23 protein-coding genes and 1 pseudogene are annotated in these 18,967 nt (G+C 64.4%); 12 read left to right on the top strand and 12 right to left on the bottom strand.

Going from position 1 to position 18,967, the window contains the following annotated elements; translation table 11 throughout:
• Position 1: 1 nt before the first annotated feature.
• The 5 genes and pseudogenes from QX051_RS20060 to QX051_RS20040 all read left to right on the top strand — a co-directional run bounded on the left by QX051_RS20060 (position 2) and on the right by QX051_RS20040 (position 3,813).
• Complete coding sequence (locus QX051_RS20060) at positions 2-1,042, top strand: ABC transporter permease (protein ID WP_315777304.1); 1,041 nt, start codon at positions 2-4, stop codon at positions 1,040-1,042.
• A 135-nt stretch (positions 1,043-1,177) separates the two neighbouring features.
• Positions 1,178-2,119, top strand: a complete 942-nt coding sequence (locus QX051_RS20055; protein ID WP_315777303.1) for an ABC transporter substrate-binding protein — start codon at positions 1,178-1,180, stop codon at positions 2,117-2,119.
• 128 nt (positions 2,120-2,247) lie between these two features.
• Positions 2,248-2,406 (top strand): annotated as a pseudogene (locus tag QX051_RS20050) (IS1595 family transposase); the annotation flags it as partial.
• 8 nt (positions 2,407-2,414) lie between these two features.
• Positions 2,415-3,281, top strand: coding sequence for a hypothetical protein (locus QX051_RS20045; RefSeq protein ID WP_315777302.1), 867 nt, complete (start codon positions 2,415-2,417; stop codon positions 3,279-3,281).
• Positions 3,265-3,813: a type II toxin-antitoxin system VapC family toxin gene (locus QX051_RS20040; RefSeq protein WP_315777301.1), complete on the top strand. Its 549-nt coding sequence runs from the start codon at positions 3,265-3,267 to the stop codon at positions 3,811-3,813. The genes QX051_RS20045 and QX051_RS20040 overlap by 17 nt, the downstream gene beginning before the upstream one ends.
• A gap of 1,366 nt (positions 3,814-5,179) precedes the next feature.
• Here the strand turns inward: QX051_RS20040 and QX051_RS20035 are convergent.
• Together QX051_RS20035 and QX051_RS20030 are read right to left on the bottom strand one after the other, a co-directional pair.
• Positions 5,180-5,563 (bottom strand): hypothetical protein, encoded by a 384-nt coding sequence (locus QX051_RS20035; protein ID WP_315740669.1) that lies wholly within the window; start codon positions 5,561-5,563, stop codon positions 5,180-5,182.
• Positions 5,564-5,791: 228 nt separating this feature from the next.
• Entirely contained in the window at positions 5,792-6,595 is an 804-nt protein-coding gene (locus tag QX051_RS20030) for a hypothetical protein (RefSeq protein ID WP_315777300.1), read from the bottom strand.
• A 114-nt stretch (positions 6,596-6,709) separates the two neighbouring features.
• On the opposite strand from QX051_RS20030, the gene QX051_RS20025 reads away from it, so the two are divergent.
• Positions 6,710-7,744 (top strand): aspartate-semialdehyde dehydrogenase, encoded by a 1,035-nt coding sequence (locus QX051_RS20025; RefSeq protein ID WP_315740740.1) that lies wholly within the window; start codon positions 6,710-6,712, stop codon positions 7,742-7,744.
• Positions 7,745-7,792: 48 nt separating this feature from the next.
• The gene (locus QX051_RS20020) at positions 7,793-8,335 is read left to right on the top strand and encodes a TIGR00645 family protein (RefSeq protein ID WP_315740671.1); all 543 of its coding nucleotides are present in this window, start codon (positions 7,793-7,795) and stop codon (positions 8,333-8,335) included.
• 66 nt (positions 8,336-8,401) lie between these two features.
• Here the strand turns inward: QX051_RS20020 and QX051_RS20015 are convergent, their stop codons facing one another.
• The gene (locus QX051_RS20015; RefSeq protein ID WP_315777299.1) at positions 8,402-9,046 is read right to left on the bottom strand and encodes a carbonic anhydrase; all 645 of its coding nucleotides are present in this window, start codon (positions 9,044-9,046) and stop codon (positions 8,402-8,404) included.
• 101 nt (positions 9,047-9,147) lie between these two features.
• On the opposite strand from QX051_RS20015, the gene QX051_RS20010 reads away from it, so the two are divergent.
• Entirely contained in the window at positions 9,148-10,026 is an 879-nt protein-coding gene (locus QX051_RS20010) for a CoA ester lyase (protein WP_315740673.1), read from the top strand.
• Between the two features lie 4 nt (positions 10,027-10,030).
• On the opposite strand, the gene QX051_RS20005 is transcribed toward QX051_RS20010, so the two are convergent.
• From QX051_RS20005 to QX051_RS19985, 5 genes are all read right to left on the bottom strand, one after another.
• Positions 10,031-10,402, bottom strand: coding sequence for a cytochrome c (locus QX051_RS20005; protein ID WP_315740674.1), 372 nt, complete (start codon positions 10,400-10,402; stop codon positions 10,031-10,033).
• A gap of 34 nt (positions 10,403-10,436) precedes the next feature.
• A complete protein-coding gene (locus QX051_RS20000; RefSeq protein ID WP_315740675.1) occupies positions 10,437-10,853 on the bottom strand; it encodes a DUF6455 family protein in 417 nt (138 codons plus the stop codon).
• Positions 10,854-10,964: 111 nt separating this feature from the next.
• A complete protein-coding gene (locus QX051_RS19995; RefSeq protein ID WP_315740676.1) occupies positions 10,965-11,765 on the bottom strand; it encodes a hypothetical protein in 801 nt (266 codons plus the stop codon).
• Between the two features lie 81 nt (positions 11,766-11,846).
• Positions 11,847-12,449, bottom strand: coding sequence for a 3-isopropylmalate dehydratase small subunit (leuD, locus tag QX051_RS19990; protein ID WP_315777298.1), 603 nt, complete (start codon positions 12,447-12,449; stop codon positions 11,847-11,849).
• Between the two features lie 89 nt (positions 12,450-12,538).
• Positions 12,539-12,937: a metallopeptidase family protein gene (locus tag QX051_RS19985; protein WP_315740677.1), complete on the bottom strand. Its 399-nt coding sequence runs from the start codon at positions 12,935-12,937 to the stop codon at positions 12,539-12,541.
• A 143-nt stretch (positions 12,938-13,080) separates the two neighbouring features.
• Between QX051_RS19985 and QX051_RS19980 the strand changes: the two genes are divergently transcribed.
• From QX051_RS19980 to QX051_RS19965, 4 genes are all read left to right on the top strand, one after another.
• Complete coding sequence (locus QX051_RS19980; protein WP_409997714.1) at positions 13,081-13,389, top strand: hypothetical protein; 309 nt, start codon at positions 13,081-13,083, stop codon at positions 13,387-13,389.
• Between the two features lie 275 nt (positions 13,390-13,664).
• Positions 13,665-13,934 (top strand): hypothetical protein, encoded by a 270-nt coding sequence (locus QX051_RS19975; RefSeq protein ID WP_315777297.1) that lies wholly within the window; start codon positions 13,665-13,667, stop codon positions 13,932-13,934.
• A gap of 94 nt (positions 13,935-14,028) precedes the next feature.
• On the top strand, positions 14,029-14,304 hold the full coding sequence (locus QX051_RS19970) for a hypothetical protein (RefSeq protein WP_315757122.1): 276 nt from the start codon (positions 14,029-14,031) through the stop codon (positions 14,302-14,304).
• A gap of 327 nt (positions 14,305-14,631) precedes the next feature.
• Complete coding sequence (locus QX051_RS19965; protein ID WP_315770560.1) at positions 14,632-15,276, top strand: hypothetical protein; 645 nt, start codon at positions 14,632-14,634, stop codon at positions 15,274-15,276.
• Between the two features lie 84 nt (positions 15,277-15,360).
• On the opposite strand, the gene QX051_RS19960 is transcribed toward QX051_RS19965, so the two are convergent.
• The 4 genes from QX051_RS19960 to trmD form a co-directional block, all read right to left on the bottom strand.
• On the bottom strand, positions 15,361-15,576 hold the full coding sequence (locus tag QX051_RS19960; RefSeq protein WP_315715897.1) for a hypothetical protein: 216 nt from the start codon (positions 15,574-15,576) through the stop codon (positions 15,361-15,363).
• A gap of 191 nt (positions 15,577-15,767) precedes the next feature.
• Positions 15,768-17,174, bottom strand: coding sequence for a 3-isopropylmalate dehydratase large subunit (gene leuC / locus QX051_RS19955; protein ID WP_315777296.1), 1,407 nt, complete (start codon positions 17,172-17,174; stop codon positions 15,768-15,770).
• 448 nt (positions 17,175-17,622) lie between these two features.
• Positions 17,623-18,006: a 50S ribosomal protein L19 gene (gene rplS / locus QX051_RS19950; protein ID WP_015663536.1), complete on the bottom strand. Its 384-nt coding sequence runs from the start codon at positions 18,004-18,006 to the stop codon at positions 17,623-17,625.
• Between the two features lie 109 nt (positions 18,007-18,115).
• The gene (gene trmD / locus QX051_RS19945) at positions 18,116-18,892 is read right to left on the bottom strand and encodes a tRNA (guanosine(37)-N1)-methyltransferase TrmD (RefSeq protein ID WP_315777295.1); all 777 of its coding nucleotides are present in this window, start codon (positions 18,890-18,892) and stop codon (positions 18,116-18,118) included.
• Positions 18,893-18,967 lie beyond the last annotated feature (75 nt).

The following is an 18,967-nucleotide window of genomic DNA, read 5'->3' as shown; positions in this document are numbered from 1 at the left end:
CATGAGCGACCCCGCATTGGTCAAGGATCAGGTCAAGGATGGCCTCGCGCCGAGCGGCGCGATGGCGGCGCTGCGGCGCCGTCTGCTCGGGCCCGCAGCGCTGCAGAAGCTGCTGGCGTTCGCGAGCCTCGTGCTGCTGCTGGTCTATTTCAGCTTCGCCTCGCCGGCCTTCATGCAGACCGACAACATGATCAACATCCTGCAGGCGACCGCGGTCAATGGCGTGCTGGCGATCGCCTCGACCTTCGTCATCATCACCGCCGGCATCGATCTGTCGGTCGGTACGCTGATGACCTTCTGCGCGGTGATGGCCGGCGTGTTCCTGACCTATTGGGAGCTGCCGATGTGGACCGGCATCGTCGCGGCGATCGCCACCGGCGCGCTCAGCGGCGCGCTGTCGGGCACGGTCATCACCAAGATGAAGGTGCCGCCGTTCATCGCGACGCTCGGCATGATGCTGGTGCTGAAGGGGCTGGCCCTGGTCGTCTCCGGCAGCAAGCCGATCTATTTCACCAACACCGAGAACTTCTCGATGATCTCGCAGGACTCGCTGCTCGGCACGCTCGTGCCGGCGCTGCCGATTCCCAATGCAGCCCTGATCCTGTTCGTGATGGCGGTGCTGGCCTCCGTCGTCCTCAACCGCACCGCGCTCGGCCGCTACACCTTCGCGATCGGCAGCAACGAGGAGGCGGTGCGGCTCTCCGGCGTCAACGTGGACCGCTGGAAGATGATCATCTACGGCCTCGGCGGCGCCATCTGCGGAGTCGCGGGACTGCTGATCGCGTCGCGCATCAATTCCGCCCAGCCGGCGCTCGGCCAGGGCTATGAGCTTGATGCGATCGCTGCCGTCGTGATCGGCGGCACGTCGCTGAGCGGCGGCACCGGCACCATTCTCGGCACCATCATCGGCGCCTTCATCATGAGCGTTCTGACCAACGGCTTGCGCATCCTCTCGGTGGCCCAGGAATGGCAATTCGTCGTCACCGGGGTCATCATCATTCTCGCTGTTTACGCCGACATGCTCCGTCGAAACCGCGCCTGACCCTTCAAGGAGGACCAGCTACCAGCACCGCTACGACGTCGCGCTGAAGATTGCGCTGCCCGCCGACAGCGAGCGGCCACGACCACGATCATCAATGTAACGATAAGGTCACTGAAGAGAGCAGAGGAAACACCAATGTTGAGCAAGCATCTCCTCGGCGTCGCGCTCGGCGCCCTCATGGTCGCGGGAGTGTCCGCGAGCGCGCGTGCCGATGATGTCTACATCCCCCTCGTCTCCAAGGGCTTCCAGCACCAGTTCTGGCAGGCGGTGAAGCTCGGCGCCGAGCAGGCCGCGAAGGCCGCCAACGTCAAGATCACCTTCGAGGGGCCGGAGACCGAGGCCATGGTCGACAAGCAGATCGACATGCTCTCGGCGGCGCTCGCCAAGAAGCCGCAGGCGATCGGCTTCGCCGCGCTCGATTCCAAGGCAGCGATTCCGCTGCTGAAGAAGGCCGATGCGGGCAAGATCCCGGTGATCGCCTTCGACTCCGGCGTCGACAGCGACATTCCGTTGACGACCTGCACCACCGACAATCTCGCCGCGGCCGGCCTCGCCGCCGACAAGATGGCGGACATGATCGGGGATGCTGGCGACGTCGCTGTCGTCGTGCACGACCAGACCAGCCGCACCGGCATCGATCGTCGCGACGGCTTCCTGAAGCGCATCAAGGACAAGCATCCGAACATCAAGATCGTCAGCGTGCAGTATGGCGGCGGCGATCAGTTGAAGTCGACCGAGATCACCAAGTCGATCCTGCAGGCCAATCCGAACCTCAAGGGCATCTTCGGCGCCAACGAGGGCTCCGCGATCGGCGTGCTGAACGGCGTCAAGGAGATGAAGAAGAAGATCGTCGTGATCGGCTACGATTCCGGCAAGCAGCAGAAGGCGGCGATCACCTCGGGCGAGATGGCGGGCGCGATCACGCAAAATCCGATCGGCATCGGCAGCTGCACCGTGGAGTCGGCGGTCAAGGCGTTGAAGGGCGAGAAGCTGCCGAAGGTCACCGACACCGGCTTCTACTGGTACGACAAGTCCAACATCACCGATCCGAAGATCGCGGCGGTGCTGTACGATTGAGGTCCGACCCGAGATCGGGGCCCGGCGGCGTGTGGCCGCCGGCCTCGACCGCGCAGATGGCCAGGCGATCATCAAGGAGCTGGAGGGAGCCCAGCCGTTGCCGCGCTGGCGGTGCGCTCCCCTTCGCTGGCCCGCAGCATTTGAAGCGCTATCTTGCTGAGTTCGATCTTAGGTATAACGAGCGAATGGCGCTTGGTGTCTCTGATGAAGCTCGCGCGACCAAGGTCCTTCGTGGTATTGGTGGTAAACGGCTGACTTGCCGGGGCTCACAACGAGCTACCGGCTAACGCGGGCCATGGCCATGAGCACACGAATAAAGGTGAGCATTAAGGCGCGGGGTGAAACCGATTCCCCGACCGTAGACGATTTGCTTGATCAGCTGCGTGATTACTTTGATATCCTCCGGGGCGTCGAAGAGGCCACTGCAGAGGATGGAACGAGCGCAATCGACTGGCGAATTGTTGCGGCTACGACGAACAGCCCAATTGAATTCACTGCGGAAGCATCTGCGAAGCATTTTGCAACCAACGTTGACCAGCGTGCGGACTTGGTGACTCGCTTTACGGCTTATGGTTTGCAGCTTCTAAAGGTGCGCGGGGAGCGACCGCAGTACTTCACCGACAAAATCATGTTGAAGGCTGAGCGTTTTTTCGAACGCGTGACGAACGGTTTAGATGAGACCAAGATTGTCTACGAGGGAGATCGAAACCTCCCCACATTAGACATCACTCCGCGAGTCGCCAAGCAAGCTGCGGCCAATGTTCGCGCGGCGCTAACTCCGCCTGACAAGCCCTACAAGGAGATAGGTTCTGTTGAAGGCACGCCACGCACAATCGGCCGCGATGGACATGGTCGACTGGTGATGTGGCTGAAGGAAAGGCTTACCGGCGAGGAAGTAAAGTGCCTCCTGACCGGCGAAGCCGAAGATGAAATGGGCGAGCACCAAATCAAAGAGGTTTGGGAAAGGCGACGTTTGCTTGTTTTCGGAACCCTTCACTACAAGGGCGTTGGGAAGCTAAACCAAGTTGAAGGAACGCGCGTCAAGTTCTTCAGTGATGCCGCAGACCTTCCCGACGTTGACGACATTCTTGATGATAATTTCACGGGGGGACTCTCCTCCGAAGAGTATTTGAAGAGGCTGCGTGATGGCGAGCTCTCTTAAGCGGGTCTATTGGGATGCGTGCGTGTGGATCGCTCTGATCCAGAAAGAAAAGATTCTAAAGCCCGGCGGGAAGATTGAAGACCGAGAGCAGATGTGTCGAGAAGTGATCGAGTCTGCTAAAAAGCGGAACATCGAAATATTAACATCCGCGCTCTGCTTAGCGGAGGTCTGCAAGCATCCTGAGTTGGTGAAAACGCAGACCGATGACAAAATCGCTGCCTTCTTTGAGCGTGACTTTGTCTTTGTCGTTAATGTCGATACGGGTGTTGGCGAGCGCGCCCGTAAACTTATGATGGCAGGACACAAAGGCTTGAGGCCACCCGACGCCATCCATGTAGCCACGGCTCTTCTGTTGCCTGGCATCGAAGAGATGCATACCTTCGATGGGAAGCTGCTCGACTTGGATGGGCTATTAAGCAAGCCAACCGGCGAAAAGCTCAAGGTATGCAAACCTGGCTCGGCCGCAGCCGCGCCGCTGTTGGAGAAATTGAATGAAGGCCAAAGCGCCTCAGAAGATCGCCCCCCGGCGTGACAATCCGGAGCAATCGAAAGCCTTCATTGAGAAGGCGCGCGAGATCGAAGCGAATTAAGACAAGTCTGCTGCCGACGAGCTCTGAAGCGGCTGGCGTCAAAGACGCCGGAACCACAAAAATTGTGCAATGTACGATTGGTACATCAGAACTTCAGATATCGGGGATTCATTGGCTACGTTCTGCCGCTTGCTAGAGATTGAGCAAGTAGACCACGGTCGTGGCTGGACTATCATCCGATGCACTCACCCAGATCAGAGACGCGCGCTACAAATATCGCGCGAGCGGTCTGTTGAGGCGGCGTTGCAGTACTTGGTAAGTATATAACACCACGCAAGGGGGGAGCGCGCCGTCATCCTCGAGATAGCTCGCGCCAAATCAGAAAAGAGGCTCGCCTGACTGGCGCCATCGCGCAGTGCCGGGCAATTGCCCGACGGGCGACTCAGGACAGCGCATCTGCGCGATCTGCCCCGACGACTCTACCTCACCATGCCCTCCATTGTCCGAAATCGGCAGCGCCGAACAACTCATTTCACTCGCGTCATCAGATACATCCCACGATCCACCCGCCGCGGGCCAAAAATTTCACTTTCGTTTTTCCAGAATCCATGGTCTTCTCCCTCCATCCCGCTTCGCTTGCGAGGGGCGTTTCGCGATCGTCACGAGGCGCGAGGCGGGAATGCGGTGGCCGCGAAGGCTCGCAGCATGTCCTAGGGGCATGCGGACGAACGAGGCTCTTGCGGACGTGAAGCTGCGTGGTCCTGGCGCCCCGATGCTGGCGCCAAGTCGGAAGGGCGATGATCCCGACGACAACGGTGGCTAACAGGCCGGACACCGGGGAGAGCGTAGAGTAAGCGTGAAAACCATCGCGCAGGGAAGGCCGGGTCGGTCCGGCTGTACCTGTGGTTCCTGCCCCGTGCATTTTTTCCGCACGGGGGCCACGGGCCTCAGCCGAGGCCCGGCCTTCCCTGCGCCCTCTGCAAGGAGAGGGCGATCCGACGAGCAAAGACTCGGACGCGAAAGCGGGTGCGAGGATGACCAGTCGTGCCGAAAATTCCGGTGTCGTCCCGGCGAACGCCGGGACCCAGACTCCCCGACATGGGTGTGAGGCACGCTGGAGCGATGAGACCGGGCGGTCATGCCGGCCGGTCCCGGCGTTCGCCGGGATGACACTGAGGGGTGGGAGCAGGCTGGCCTCCATCGGCGTGTAGCGAGGTGTCAGCCATGTCTCCGAACGGTCGTCTCACACGTTCGAAATCGAGCAGTGACCAGCTCATGATCGATGACGACGCGATGGAACGTCAGCGCGGCAAAACAGCAAAAAGCCGAGCGGGGCCCGGCTTTGATGATCTGACGATGCGGCCGCCCTCAGTAGGGGATCGGAATCCGGGTCGGGTAGCCGCCGAGATCGGACGGCGCCATCAGCGGCTGGCGGTCGATCGGCCGGTTCAGATTCTCGCGCGCGAACGACGGGTAGCCGACAGCCGGCGGGAACGCATAGTCCGAGAACTTGCGGTCGCCCGGAAGCACCTCGGTGCCGCCGTCGAGGAACGAGCGGCGGGTGATGTAGATGCGGGTGCGCGGGCCGGACTGGTAGGAATAGTTCGGATTGCCGTTGTTGGTGACGGCAACGGCACGGCGCTTGGTGGTGGCGGCATCCGCCGAGGTGGCGGCAAGAGACGTGACGGCAAGGCCCGTCGCGGCGATCACCGCCAAGGCCATGACCCGGGTCGCAGCAGGAAATTCGATCATCACGTCCTCTTCCTCGCGCCAAAAGGGGCGGGCGCTCGCCATGCGCATGATTTGGCCCGCACAATATCTGGGTCGGCTGTGGCATCACAAGGTCATTCCCGCGGCGAGGGGCAAGATAAATCCCTGCTGTGGCGGGAAAGTTGCATCAATATCCGTCACTTGCCCGTGGGTTTGACGGGTCGAATAGGATGCGGTCACGCCCAGCAACATCCGGACGCAGGCAGACATTCACAAGGCGCCGCGCAGCCTCGGATTGGCGGTCGAAGTCACCCAATCGCCGCTGCCGCTGGCGATGGCGGGTTCGTCGCAGCCGCCGCGCCGCTGATCGGTCCCCATGAAAAGCTGGCTCAGGGCCCGGTTCTGGTCGGGCGCCAGCAGGGTCAGCCGGTTGAGCATGCAGCCGACCATGGCGCGGCGCGCCGGCATCGTCACGCCCTGGCACGACCAGCCGGAGATCCGCAGCGCCGGCTCGGCGATGGTCTTGAGAAAGCCGAGGCAGGCTCCGGCGCCCTCGGGAGCCCCAGCCCGGCGAACCAGACTGACGGGGCCGAACCGGCTGTCGATCACGCCGGCGGTCTCGAGCTCGGAGGCGGAGTTGCGCCCCATCCGGACCGCGAGATCGGCCCGGGGATCACGCCTTGCATCGCGCTCCGGTCCGAACCGGTAGACCTCAAGCTCGGCAGCGGGGCGATCGGCGGGTTCGCCCCAGCGCAACACGTCCTTGCGGCCGCCTTCGGGATGGATGAGCACGGTGTAGGTGGCGGTCCTGTCGGGCTGGTCGGCGAGACGGAGCGAGAACGCCGGCACGGCGCCGTCGGCCAAGGTCCAGCCGGCGCGGCCGGGCGACGTGTCATCGCCGCCGTCGAGATGGTTCCAGCCGGCCACGCCGAGCATGGCGATCAGCGCCAGAGCCCCCACATAGGCGAACAGGCGCGCAAATGTGCCGCAGACCTCGTCCGCGAAGCTCTGGAGCCCCTGCAGGACGGACGCGGATCGGGGCGCTGCGGCTGTTCTGGCCGAATCGGACTGCATCGAATGCGAGACATCGTGGTAACGTTGTGTCAGGGACGTTTCTCGCATAGAAGCGCTGCCGCTTCGGTTTCCGCTGACATGCGCGGTCGGCCATATTTCTTCGGAGAGTGAATGATGGGTTACAAAGTCGCAGTGGTCGGCGCGACCGGCAATGTCGGACGGGAAATGCTCAATATTCTGGACGAGCGACAATTCCCCGCCGACGAGGTCGTGGCGCTGGCCTCGCGCCGCAGCGTCGGCGTCGAGGTGTCCTATGGCGACCGCACGCTGAAGGTCAAAGCGCTCGAGCACTACGATTTTGCCGACGTCGACATCTGCCTGATGTCGGCCGGTGGTTCGGTGTCGAAAGAGTGGTCGCCCAAGATCGGCGCCGCTGGCGCGGTCGTGATCGACAACTCGTCGGCCTGGCGCATGGATCCCGACGTGCCGCTGATCGTGCCGGAGGTGAATGCCGACGCCGCCGCCGGCTTCAACAAGAAGAACATCATCGCCAACCCGAACTGCTCGACGGCGCAGCTCGTCGTCGCGCTGAAGCCGCTGCACGACAAGGCGAAGATCACGCGCGTCGTGGTGTCGACCTATCAGTCGGTGTCCGGTGCCGGCAAGGATGCGATGGACGAATTGTTCTCGCAGACCAAGGCCGTCTACACCAATGACGAGCTGGTCAATAAGAAGTTCCCCAAGCGCATCGCCTTCAACGTCATTCCACAGATCGACGTCTTCATGGAAGACGGCTTCACCAAGGAAGAGTGGAAGATGATGATGGAGACCAAGAAGATCTTGGATCCGAAGATCAAGCTGACCGCGACCTGCGTTCGCGTGCCGGTGTTCGTCGGCCACTCCGAAGCCGTCAATGTCGAGTTCGAGAATCCGATCACGGCGGATGAGGCCCGCAACATCCTGCGCAACGCGCCGGGCTGCCTCGTCATCGACAAGCACGAGCCGGGCGGCTACGTGACGCCCTACGAGGCGGCCGGCGAGGACGCGACCTATATCAGCCGCATCCGCGAGGACGGCACGGTCGAGAACGGTCTCGCCTTCTGGTGCGTGTCCGACAACCTGCGCAAGGGCGCGGCGCTGAACGCGATCCAGATCGCCGAGGTGCTGATCAACCGCAAGCTGATCACCGCGAAGAAGAAGGCGGCGTAACGGACTCGGTCAACACGCAACGTCTTCGGGGCGGGGGCGCGGGACACGATGAGCGAGAAGACCACGCCGGAAGCCGCCAAGCACGTCCCGGGTCCGGTCGAGCGCGGCCTCGAAGGCTTCCTGTTCAAGAGCCGCTGGCTGATGGCGCCGTTCTATGTCGGCCTCGTCATCAGCCTCGCGGTGCTCTTGTTCAAGTTCGTGTTGCTGCTGTGGGAGAGCGTCATTCATCTGCCCACCGCCAAGGAAAGCGACATCATCCTCGGCGTGCTCAGCCTGATCGACGTCTGCCTGACCGGCAATCTCGTGCTGATCGTGGTGTTCTCGGGCTACGAGAACTTCGTCTCGCGCATCGATCCCGGCGGCCATCCGGACTGGCCGGAATGGATGACCAAGGTCGACTTCGCCGGGCTGAAGCAGAAGCTGCTCGCCTCGATCGTCGCGATCTCGGCGATCCAGCTGTTGAAGGCGTTCATGAATCTCGACGCCGGCTACGACTCGACCAAGCTCGCCTGGCTGGTCGGCGTGCACATGACCTTCGTGGTGTCGACGGTGATGCTCGCGCTGTCGGACCGCTGGTCGGGTGATCATTGAACAGGGACGAATAGCGAGGAGCGAATGGCGAATAGGGCCGGTGAACTCCTCGCTACTTCCCATTCGCTATTCGCCAGCGCGCGCGCTCTTGAATTCCTTGGCCGCCTTGTCGAGCACGAACAGCGAGCCCTCGGCGACGCCGAAATAGGCCCCATGGAGCTGCAGGTCGCCGGCCTCGACCCGGCCGCGGACGAAGGGGAACGTCATCAGGTTCTCGAGGCTACGGAACACCGCGGCCTTCTCGATCCGGGTGACGAAGTCCTGCATGCTCTCATGCGCCCGCTGCTCGACGACCTCGCCGGGCTTGATGAACATCGACATCCAGCGGCCGATGAAGTCGCCCGGGGACAGCGGCGCCGCCTTGTCGACGAAGGCGCGGATGCCGCCGCACTGGGCGTGGCCCAGGATGACGATGTGCTTCACCTTCAGCACGGTGACGGCATATTCCAGCGCCGCCGACACGCCGTGCGCGTTGGCGTCGGGCTGATAGATCGGCACCAGATTGGCGATGTTGCGGAGCACGAACAATTCGCCGGGGCCGACGTCGAAGATCACCTCGGGCGAGACGCGCGAGTCGCAGCAGCCGATCACCATGACTTCGGGCGACTGGCCGCGCTCCGAGAGCTCGAGGTAACGGCTCTGTTCGGTCGGCAGGCGTTGGGTGGCGAAGGCGCGATAGCCTTCGAGCAGGCGTTGCGGAAACGAGATCATGGACCTTGCCTAAACACATGCGCCTTCCGGGAACAAGCCTTTCGGCCTGGCTCTCGAAATGGTATCGCGGGCCGCGTCGATAAACCAAGGGAAACGCCGAAATGATCCGCCCGCGCCGCAGTCTCCTGTTCATGCCCGGCTCCAATGCGCGTGCGCTGGAGAAGGGGCGGAACCTGCCGGCCGACGGGCTGATCCTCGATCTCGAGGATTCGGTGGCGCCGGATGCCAAGGCCGCCGCCCGCGACCAGATCGCCAAGGCGGTGGCGGCCGATGGCTACGGCAAGCGGGAACTGCTGATCCGTATCAACAGCCTGGATACGGCGTGGTGGAGCGACGACGTCGCCATGGCGGGACAAGCGGCGACCGACGGCATCCTCGTTCCCAAGGTGTCGACCGTCGAGGACCTTCGTCTGGTCACGGATCGTCTGGCCGAGGTCGGGGCAGATCCGGCGCTGAAGGTCTGGGCCATGATCGAGACGGCGCGCGCCGTGCTCGATGCCGATCTGCTCGCGGCCACGGTGCACGAGCCGGGCTCGCGGCTCGCCGGCTTCGTGTTCGGTCCCAATGACATCTCGCGCGAGACCCGCATCCGCATGCTGCCGGGCCGCTCCACGATGCTGCCGATGATCAGCCACTGCATCCTGGCGACGCGGGCCCATGGGCTGGAGATTCTGGACGGGCCTTACAGCGACTTCGCCAACACCGACGGCTTCGCGCAAGAATGCATCCAGGCCCGCGATCTCGGCTTCGATGGCAAGACGCTGATCCATCCCGGCCAGATCGATGCCTGCAACGCGATCTTCACGCCGCCGGCCGACGAGGTCGCCGCGGCACGCAAGATCATTGCCGCGTTCGAGCTGCCGGAGAATGCTTCGCGCGGCGCGATCCAGATCGACGGCCGCATGGTCGAGCGGCTGCATGCCGAGATGGCGCGGCGCACGATCGCGATCGCCGATGCGATCGCAGCTGTGGCGAAGTGAGGCGTCAGATGCGGCGGAGACTGAGGATGTAGTTGACCAAGTCGCCGCGCTGCTCGGCGGTCAGGATGACGTTGGGCATCGTCGGGTGGCTGCTCTGCAGGAACACCTTGAGCGACAGCTCGGTGGTCGAGGGCATGTTGGCGACGGCCACAAAGTCGGGGGCGGTCGTGGTCTGGCTTCGCGCGCCGCTGGCGTCGATGGCGTGGCAGGTGCTGCACCAGGCCTCCGCCAGCTTGCGGCCGGCCTGCACGCTGTCGGCCGCGGGCGTCACGCCGCCGGCATTGTGCAGCCGGATCAGCAGCATCGCGCCGAGCGCGAGCAGGATCGCGACGCCGACATGGAGCCAGGTGTTGCGGTACAGTTTGGGCAGGCTCATCGCGTTGCTTCGCTCAGTGGGAGGGAGACGGCGATCAGTGCTTGACCGCGGCGGTGCCCAGGCGGTCGATGGTCGGGGCGTTGAGGCAGTACTCCTCATAGTGCTCGGCGCTCGTGCCGGCGGCAAGATCGCGATGGCAGCGCGGCTTGTCCTTGCACATGGCGCAGACGCGCTCCATGTCGCGCAGCACCAGCGGCTCGGCGCGCCCCAGCGAGGCTTCGTCGATGCCGAGCGCCTTCAGCATCCGGGGCAGCTCGTCGGCGGCGTGCTCGCCGTGACGGACCAGCTCGTCGAGATCCGCCGGTGTGACCTGCAGGTCCATCGCGATGCGCTCGAAATCGTCGCGGTCCAGCTGCCGGATCTCGCTCAGCTCACGCCGGTGCCGGAGCCATTGCGCGAACGTATCGATCAGGAACTGAACCCGCGGATAGGGCTTGGCGTCTACGGTCATGACACGTCTCCGATGATTGTCCGCAATCAATCACCGGGTGGACGCGCGGACGTTGCGGTAGATCAAGCAGCGAATCGGTCCTGCGCAGGCCGCAAAGCTGCGCGGCGAAGGTCAGCGCGGGGCAAATCGCTCGGCCGCCCACGCATACAGGCTGCCAGGGATCGGCGCCTCGCCGCCGCGGCCCTTCGGCGAGATGTGCAGGCCGATGATCGCGGGATCGCCGATCAGGCCGGAGAAGTCGGAGGGATCGAAGAACGCCTTCGGCTCGGCATGGACAGCGTAGAAGCTGCGCTTCGGCAGCGCGTGGCGCAGCGAGCCGTGGCGGCGGGCCAGCGCCGTCAGCGCGGCAGGGCCGAAGATGGCGACGCGGATGTCCGAGAGGCGGTCGGAGCCGCCGCGCAGGCGGCGCATCGCATAGGTGAGGCGATGACGCAGCGACAGCCAGTTCGGCGTCAGCTCGTCCTGCGCCATCAGCGCAGCGAACTCGGCGACGATCGGATCGTCCGGCGGCAGGTAGAGCACGGAGTTGCCGAGCTGCCGCGGACGCTCCCAGGCGAAGTAGGGCAGAGCCGGATCGATCTCGACCGGCCTGAGCAGCAGCACGTCGGCATCGAGCCAGAGGCCGGCGCGCTGTGCCATCAGCCGCATCCGGAAGAAGTCGCTGAACTGCAAGGTGGTCCAATCGCGCCAGCTGCCGTCGGGCTGCGGCGGCCTGAGACGTTCGGAGAATGCGTAAGGAAGGACCGCCTCGGCCTCGGCATTGCCGACGCCGTCGGGCAGGCCGGGCAGCGGATCGAAGCTGTAGACGGTGACCTTGTGGCCGGCGGCGAGCTGCGAGCGCAGGCAGGTCTGGCGCAGCCGGTCGAGCGGCCCGCGCCAGAAGGTGACGACCTCGGGCAATACACGCGTCAACGGCGGACCTGCTGGGCTGCTCTCGAAACGAGGCCCCGGACGAGGTCCGGGGCCCGCGAACTCTCTGCCTTCAAGCGGGGCTCAGGCCCAGGCGCGCTCGGCCAGCTTGGCCTCGTAGCTGTCGATCGAGGCCTTCTTCTCCAGCGTCAGCCCGATGTCGTCGAGCCCATTGAGGAGGCAGTGCTTGCGGAACGGGTCGATGTCGAACTTGACGGTGCCGCCGTCGGGGCCGCGGATCTCCTGGTTGGCGAGATCAACCGTTAAAGTCGCGTTGGCACCGCGCTCGGCGTCGTCGAACAGCTTGTCGAGATCCGCCTGCGACACGCGGATCGGCAGAATGCCGTTCTTGAAGCAGTTATTGTAGAAGATGTCGCCGAACGAGGTCGAGATCACGCAGCGGATGCCGAAGTCGAGCAGCGCCCAGGGGGCGTGCTCACGGCTCGAGCCGCAGCCGAAATTGTCGCCGGCGACCAGGATCTTGGAATTGCGGTAGGCCGGCTGGTTGAGGACGAAATCCGGGTTCTCGCTGCCGTCGTCCTTGTAGCGCTGCTCCGAGAACAGGCCCTTGCCGAGGCCGGTGCGCTTGATGGTCTTCAGGTACTGCTTGGGGATGATCATGTCGGTGTCGACATTGATGATCTTCAGCGGCGCGGCGACGCCTTCCAGCGTGGTGAACTTGTCCATCGGGGCACCTTCGAGAATACGGGCAGGCCGCTGTTTAGCCCGAACGGCAGGGCGGATAAAGTCAAAATCCCGGTGCTATCGCCGGGTCGTCAGTCGACGGACGCCTCGATCGCCTCCATGTCGTCGTCGGACATTCCGAAATGGTGGCCGATTTCGTGGATCAGGACGTGGCGGACGATGTGCCCAAGACTCTCGTCGTGCTCGGCCCAGTAATCCAGGATCGGACGGCGGTAGAGCCAGATCATGTTGGGCAGCCGCGGCAGGTCGTCATTGCTGCGAAACGGCAGTCCCGTGCCCTGGAACAGGCCGAGCAGGTCGAACTCGCTTTCGGCCTGCATCTCGTCGAGCACCTCCTCGGTCGGAAAGTCGTCGACCCGGATGATGACGCCCTCGCAAAGCCTGCGAAAATGCTCGGGCAGACGCTCGAACATCTCGTGCGCCATGACTTCCATGTCGGCGAGCGATGGGGCTTTCAGATCCGTCCACATTGCCGCCTTCTAGCCCGGCTTTGATCATCTTGCATCTTGGTTCTATGACATGTGGGGCGGCGCCGGTTGACGCAGGGGATGAAAACGGCGACCGTCTTGGCGCGCGAATTGGGGGTTGGGGACAGATGAGACAGATGTCGATGGTGCTGGCCGGGACGGCGCTGGCCGCGGCGGTCGTGATCTCGATCTCGGCGGGAGCGCAAGCGGAGCAGGCCGCGGGCGTACGCGGCGCCGTCCAGAGCGAGATGAGCACGGATCTCTCCGCGCAGCGTCGGCAACGACGGATCCAGATCTATCCGCGCTACGAGGGCCATTGGCAGCCCGATGTGGTGCCGCGCTTCAATCCGGGTCCGAACGCGGTTCGTGTATGCGATGCCACCTATGTTCCAGAGCATCGGCCGAGCGGCACCGTGATCGTCCCGCATATGAGTTGCGTCTGGCGGCGCGGCTGACCGCTGGTCCCGCGCACTGCGCTGCTTGGCGGCGCGGCGAGGCGCGGATCGAGCGCGGCGACGTCACCGTCCGGACACAGTGCCGATATGTCGCGCACTGCGGTGGAACCATGTGCGACATATCGGCATTCTGCTCCTGCGCAGGTCTTCATGTCCCATTCACGTCGCTCGTTCGAGACTGGTCTGCGTCGCGCTGCTGCGGCCGCCCTTCAGGCAACTGACAAGGCGGAATGTACGGTGCCGGACGTGATGTCAGGCGATCGAGGGAGAAGTTCATGACTGTGATGAAGCTGTTGGGCATCGCGGCGGTTGGCGCCGTTCTCGCGATGGCTGCCCCCGCCGAACGCGCGCAGGCGCTGTCGCTGATCAATCCGGGCGCCGCGACCGCGGTGCAGCAGGGCACGGTGCAGGAGACCACGCAGGTGCATTGGCACGGCCGCCACCATTGGCATCCCCGGCGCTACTACTATCCTCGGCATTACTATCATCCGCGGCATCACTGGCGGCCGCATCACTACGGATATCGCCATCACGGCCGCTGGTAAGCCGCGCTTTCCGGCCGATCGAGACAATGACCGAAATCAAACAGGCCCGCTTTGCGGGCCTGTACGTTGATGGGGGCTGGCAACGAGGTTCGCCATGAAACCATCAGTCAACAGAACCTGGCTCGGGATCGGCATCGTCACGGTGGCGATGCTGCTCGCGAGTTCCGCCGCCACCTCTCCTGTCGCCGCAGCGCCCGCCGTCACGCAGGCGCGTCAGACCGCAACGGATCCTGGCCCGCGCCGGGAGGGTCGCAGAGTGAAGCCCGTGGTGTCGACGGCGGAGGTGCCCCACTATCTTGACCGTCCCACGGACTACGCGCCGGCCTATCCGCCGGGCCCCTTGGTTCTATTCACGCCGTTCTACGATTGAGGCCATGTCAGCGAGGCGCGTCGCGTTCGCGGAGCAAATGCCTGCGCGTGGTTAGTTGCGAAGTCCCCGCACGAGCAGCGCGTCAACCCTTGCGTCGGCATCCGTGATCCTGAGTTGCAGGACGACCTAGAGGCTCACGTGCATCTCCTCTGCCGCGACGCCACGCCGCAGATGCGCGTGCACCGTGCATCACTGACGAGCATCATTCATGCCGCATTCACGTCGCTATCTCTACGTTCATGTTGGGGCGCGCCAATCCACCGATCGGACGACCAGCATCGGCGCTGCATGGGTCCATCGTTGCACGGCATTCAGGGAGAAGGGACCATGATGAGGATGAAGGACCAGCGCGCTGGTCTGGCTCGTCGCCTCAGTCTTGCGGCGGCGACATTGTTTCTCTTGGCCGGCGCGTCCGGCCGGCCGGCGCTTGCGATGTCGCCGGTGAGTCCCGGCGCCGGGCCTGCGACGCAGGCGCCCTCCGACGTGTTGGCCGTTCAGGTCCGAGGACCCGGCGGCCATGGCGGGGGTGGCGGCGGCGGACATCCCGGCGGTGGTGGATTTCACGGCGGACCGGCCTTCCACGGCGGCGGCGGTGGCCCGGCGTTCCATGGCGGCGGCGGCCACGCCTTCGGAGGCGGCGGTCCGCGTCCCGTCTTCCACGGCGGCGGCCCGGCCTTTCACGGCGGATTCGGCCCGCGGCCGGTGTTCCATGGCGGCGGCTATCATTATCGTCCGCACTATGCCTACCGGCCGTACTTCCATCACCACCGCCGGCACTTCTACGGCTATCGCAGCTACTACACGCCGGTCTATACGTCCGGCTACTACTATCCTTATCGCCGCTGTCGCGTCGTCTGGACCTATTACGGGCCGCGCCGCATCTGCCACTATCGGCATTGGCGGGGTCATCACTGGCGTCCGCATCACCGGTGGCATCATCGCCACCACCGGCACCATTGGCGCTACTACTGACGGTGTCTGAAGTTCGAACGAGACAGGGAAGGACGCTCAACGGCGTCCTTCTCTCATTTCAAGGGGATGAGTGGGGCGCGGCGGTCAGAGCCAGTCCTTGAACTGCCAGTTCCTCACACTCAGCTTCCAGGGCACCAGCGTTTCCAGGCGCCATTTGGCAAAGCGGCCGGGCGGCCAGTTCGACAGCCGCCGCTCCTCCTTCGGAGCCTCGGGCTGGGCAATGATCTTGGCGGGCGGTGTCTTCCGGCGCTGGCGCGTCGCATCACGGATGAGGTCGACGTATTCCGGCTTGTCGGCCATGTCAGGCTCCTCGGCACGTTCCTCTGCAGACGCAGCGCGTCCGGCGGTAGGATTGTGCGCGCTGAGACTTAAGAAGCCATTGCCGAACCGTGTCGATGTTGAGGTGAAATGAAAAACGCGACGGCTTGGTGAAGCCATCGCGCTCGTTTGTAGACCGGCCGCCGTGCCGGATGTGAAGCAGCGAGATGACGTCAGCGCCAGTCGCGCACGTCGACGAAGTGCCCTGCGATCGCGGCCGCCGCAGCCATCGCGGGCGACACCAGGTGGGTGCGGCCCTTGAAGCCCTGGCGTCCCTCGAAATTTCGGTTCGAGGTCGAGGCGCAGCGCTCTTCGGGCGCCAGCTTGTCCGGGTTCATGGCGAGGCACATCGAGCAGCCTGGCTCGCGCCATTCGAAGCCGGCCTTGATGAAGATCTTGTCGAGGCCCTCGGCTTCCGCCTGCTCCTTGACGATGCCCGAGCCCGGCACGACCATCGCATTGACGTGGCCGCTGACGGTCTTGCCTTCGGCGATCTTGGCTGCGGCGCGCAGATCCTCGATGCGACCGTTGGTGCACGAGCCGATGAAGACGCGGTCGAGCTTGATGTCGGTGATCTTCGTGCCCGCGGTCAGGCCCATGTACTTCAGCGCGCGATGCTTGGAGATGCGCTTGGCCTCGTCGGCGATCTTGTCCGGATCGGGCACAACGCCGGTTACCGAGATCACGTCCTCGGGCGAGGTGCCCCAGGTCACGATCGGCGGCAGCTTGACGGCGTCGAGCCGGAGCTCATGGTCGAAATGCGCGCCGTCGTCGGAGCGCAGCGTCTCCCAGTAGCGCATCGCCGCATCCCAGGCCGCGCCCTTCGGCGCCTTGGGACGGCCGCGCAGGAAGTCGAACGCCTTCTGGTCGGGCGCGACCAAGCCGGCTCGTGCGCCGCCCTCGATCGACATGTTGCAGACGGTCATGCGGCCTTCCATCGATAGCGCGCGGATCGCCTCGCCGGCATATTCCAGCACGTAGCCGGTACCACCCGCGGTGCCGATCTCGCCGATGATGGCGAGGATGATGTCCTTGCCCGTCACGCCGTCCGGCAGCACGCCGTCAACCGTGACGCGCATGTTCTTCGCCTTCTTCTGGATCAGCGTCTGCGTCGCCAGCACGTGCTCGACCTCGGAGGTGCCGATGCCGTGCGCCAGCGCCCCGAACGCGCCATGCGTCGAGGTGTGGCTGTCGCCGCAGACGATGGTGGTGCCGGGCAGCGTGAAGCCCTGCTCCGGGCCGATGACATGGACGATGCCCTGGCGGCGGTCGAACTCGTTGTAATATTCGATGCCGAATTCCTTGGCGTTCTCGGCCAGCGTCTTGATCTGCTCGATGCTCTCCGGATCAGGGTTCGGCTTGGTGCGGTCGGTGGTCGGCACGTTGTGGTCGACGACGGCGAGCGTCTTCTCCGGTGCATGCACCTTGCGGCCGGTGGCGCGCAGGCCTTCGAACGCTTGCGGCGAGGTGACCTCGTGCACCAGGTGACGGTCGATGTAGAGCAGGCAGGTGCCGTCCTCGGCTTCGTGCACCAGATGGTCGTTCCAGATCTTGTCGTACAGCGTGGTCGGTTTCGACATGAGCGAATGCTCCCGGGAATTTAAGGTTTGAAACAGGACGCGTGAGGGGCACGCGTGAACAATCAGGAATGGCGCTGCGGCTTACAGCGCGCGCCTAAGCTCTGATGTTGCCGAGGTGGCGAAGCGTCCGAAGAACCGCCCGGGCAGCCGGCGGCGATCGTCGATGACGACGCGGCGACAGGCCATGCTGGTGCGATCTAGAACCATTTCAGAGGGATATATAGCACGCACGCCGGGGAGTGCGAGATGCGTTTGTCGCGGTGAGGACGCGCGATCTCTCCGCCGCCATTCCGGGCGCGTCGAAGACGCGAACCCGGAATCCCGAGGTGATCAGGCCATCTCGAGATTCCGGGCTCAGCCCCTTCGGGGCTGCCCCGGAATGACAGCAGCGTAAAAGAAAAAGCGCGGGACCAGCCCGCGCTCTCCGTCAACCCACTGAAAGCAACGATTACTCGTTGACGGCGGTCTGCTGGCGGTCCTGCTTCTCGACGATGCGGGCCGACTTGCCGCGCAGCTGACGCAGGTAATACAGCTTGGCGCGACGCACCTTGCCGCGGCGCACGACCTTGATCGAGTCGATCATGGGGGACAGTATCGGAAACACGCGCTCCACGCCCTCGCCATAGGAGATCTTGCGCACCGTGAAGCTCTCGTTGATGCCGCCGCCGGACCGGCCGATGCAGACGCCCTCATAGGCCTGCACGCGCGTGCGCTCGCCTTCGACCACCTTCACGTTGACGATCACGGTGTCGCCTGGGCCGAACTCCGGAATGGTCTTGTTGGCGGACAGCTTGTCGAACTGCTCTTTTTCGAGCTGCTGAATCAGGTTCACGGGTAAATCTCCATCGGCGGCGCGCCCAGCCGGGTCACGCGGGGGCTGCGCTTGTTCCTGCCGTCACTTGCGGAATTGGGCGCTCCTATAAGCCAAAGCGCGAGGCTTGTCACCCGTCTGTCGTGCTTTTTGGCTCTTTTTGGCCGGTCTCTCTTTGTTCTCGGCCGTCGCGCGCCTGCCATTCGGCCCACAAATCCGGCCTTCGCGCTTCAGTCAGCGCCTCGGCCTGGGCGCGGCGCCAAGCGGCGACCTTGGCGTGGTCACCCGAGGTGAGCACATCCGGAATGGTCCGGCCTTCGAATAGCTGGGGCCGGGTGTATTGCGGGTATTCAAGTAGGCCATCGGAAAAACTCTCGTCGGTGCCCGATTCGAGCTTGCCCATCACGCCTGGGAGCAGCCGGACGCAGGCGTCGATCAGCACCAGGGCCGCGATCTCGCCGCCCGACAGCACGTAGTCGCCGATCGAGACCTCGGTCAGCGAGCGGGCATCGATGACACGCTGGTCGATGCCTTCGAAGCGACCGCAGACGATCAGCGGGCCTGGGCCAGCGGCGAGGTCGCGGACGAAGGCCTGTGTCAGGGGCCGACCGCGCGGACTCATCAGCAGCCGCGGCCGCTCAGGCGCGATGGCAGCGGCGTCGATCGCAGCGGCCAGCACGTCGGCCCGCAGCACCATGCCGGGCCCGCCGCCGGCGGGGGTGTCATCGACGCTGCGGTGCTTGTCGGTGGCCGACGCCCGGATGTCGCGCGCCTCCAGCGCCCAGATGCCGGACGCCAGCGCCCGGCCGGCTAGGCTGACGCCAAGCGGCCCCGGGAACATCTCGGGGAACAGGGTGAGCACGGTGGCGTGCCAGGGCGTGGGAGGGGCGGAAGGCGAAGCGGTCATGATGCTCTGTTACGGCACCGGCGCGGTGAGATCGAGCCCCCGCAGCGGCGCTGGCCAACTGATGCAACTCTCCAT

It is taken from the genome of Bradyrhizobium sp. SZCCHNR1053, from assembly GCF_032381235.1.
GTDB lineage: Bacteria > Pseudomonadota > Alphaproteobacteria > Rhizobiales > Xanthobacteraceae > Bradyrhizobium.
This window is presented reverse-complemented; position numbering and strand designations above follow the sequence as displayed.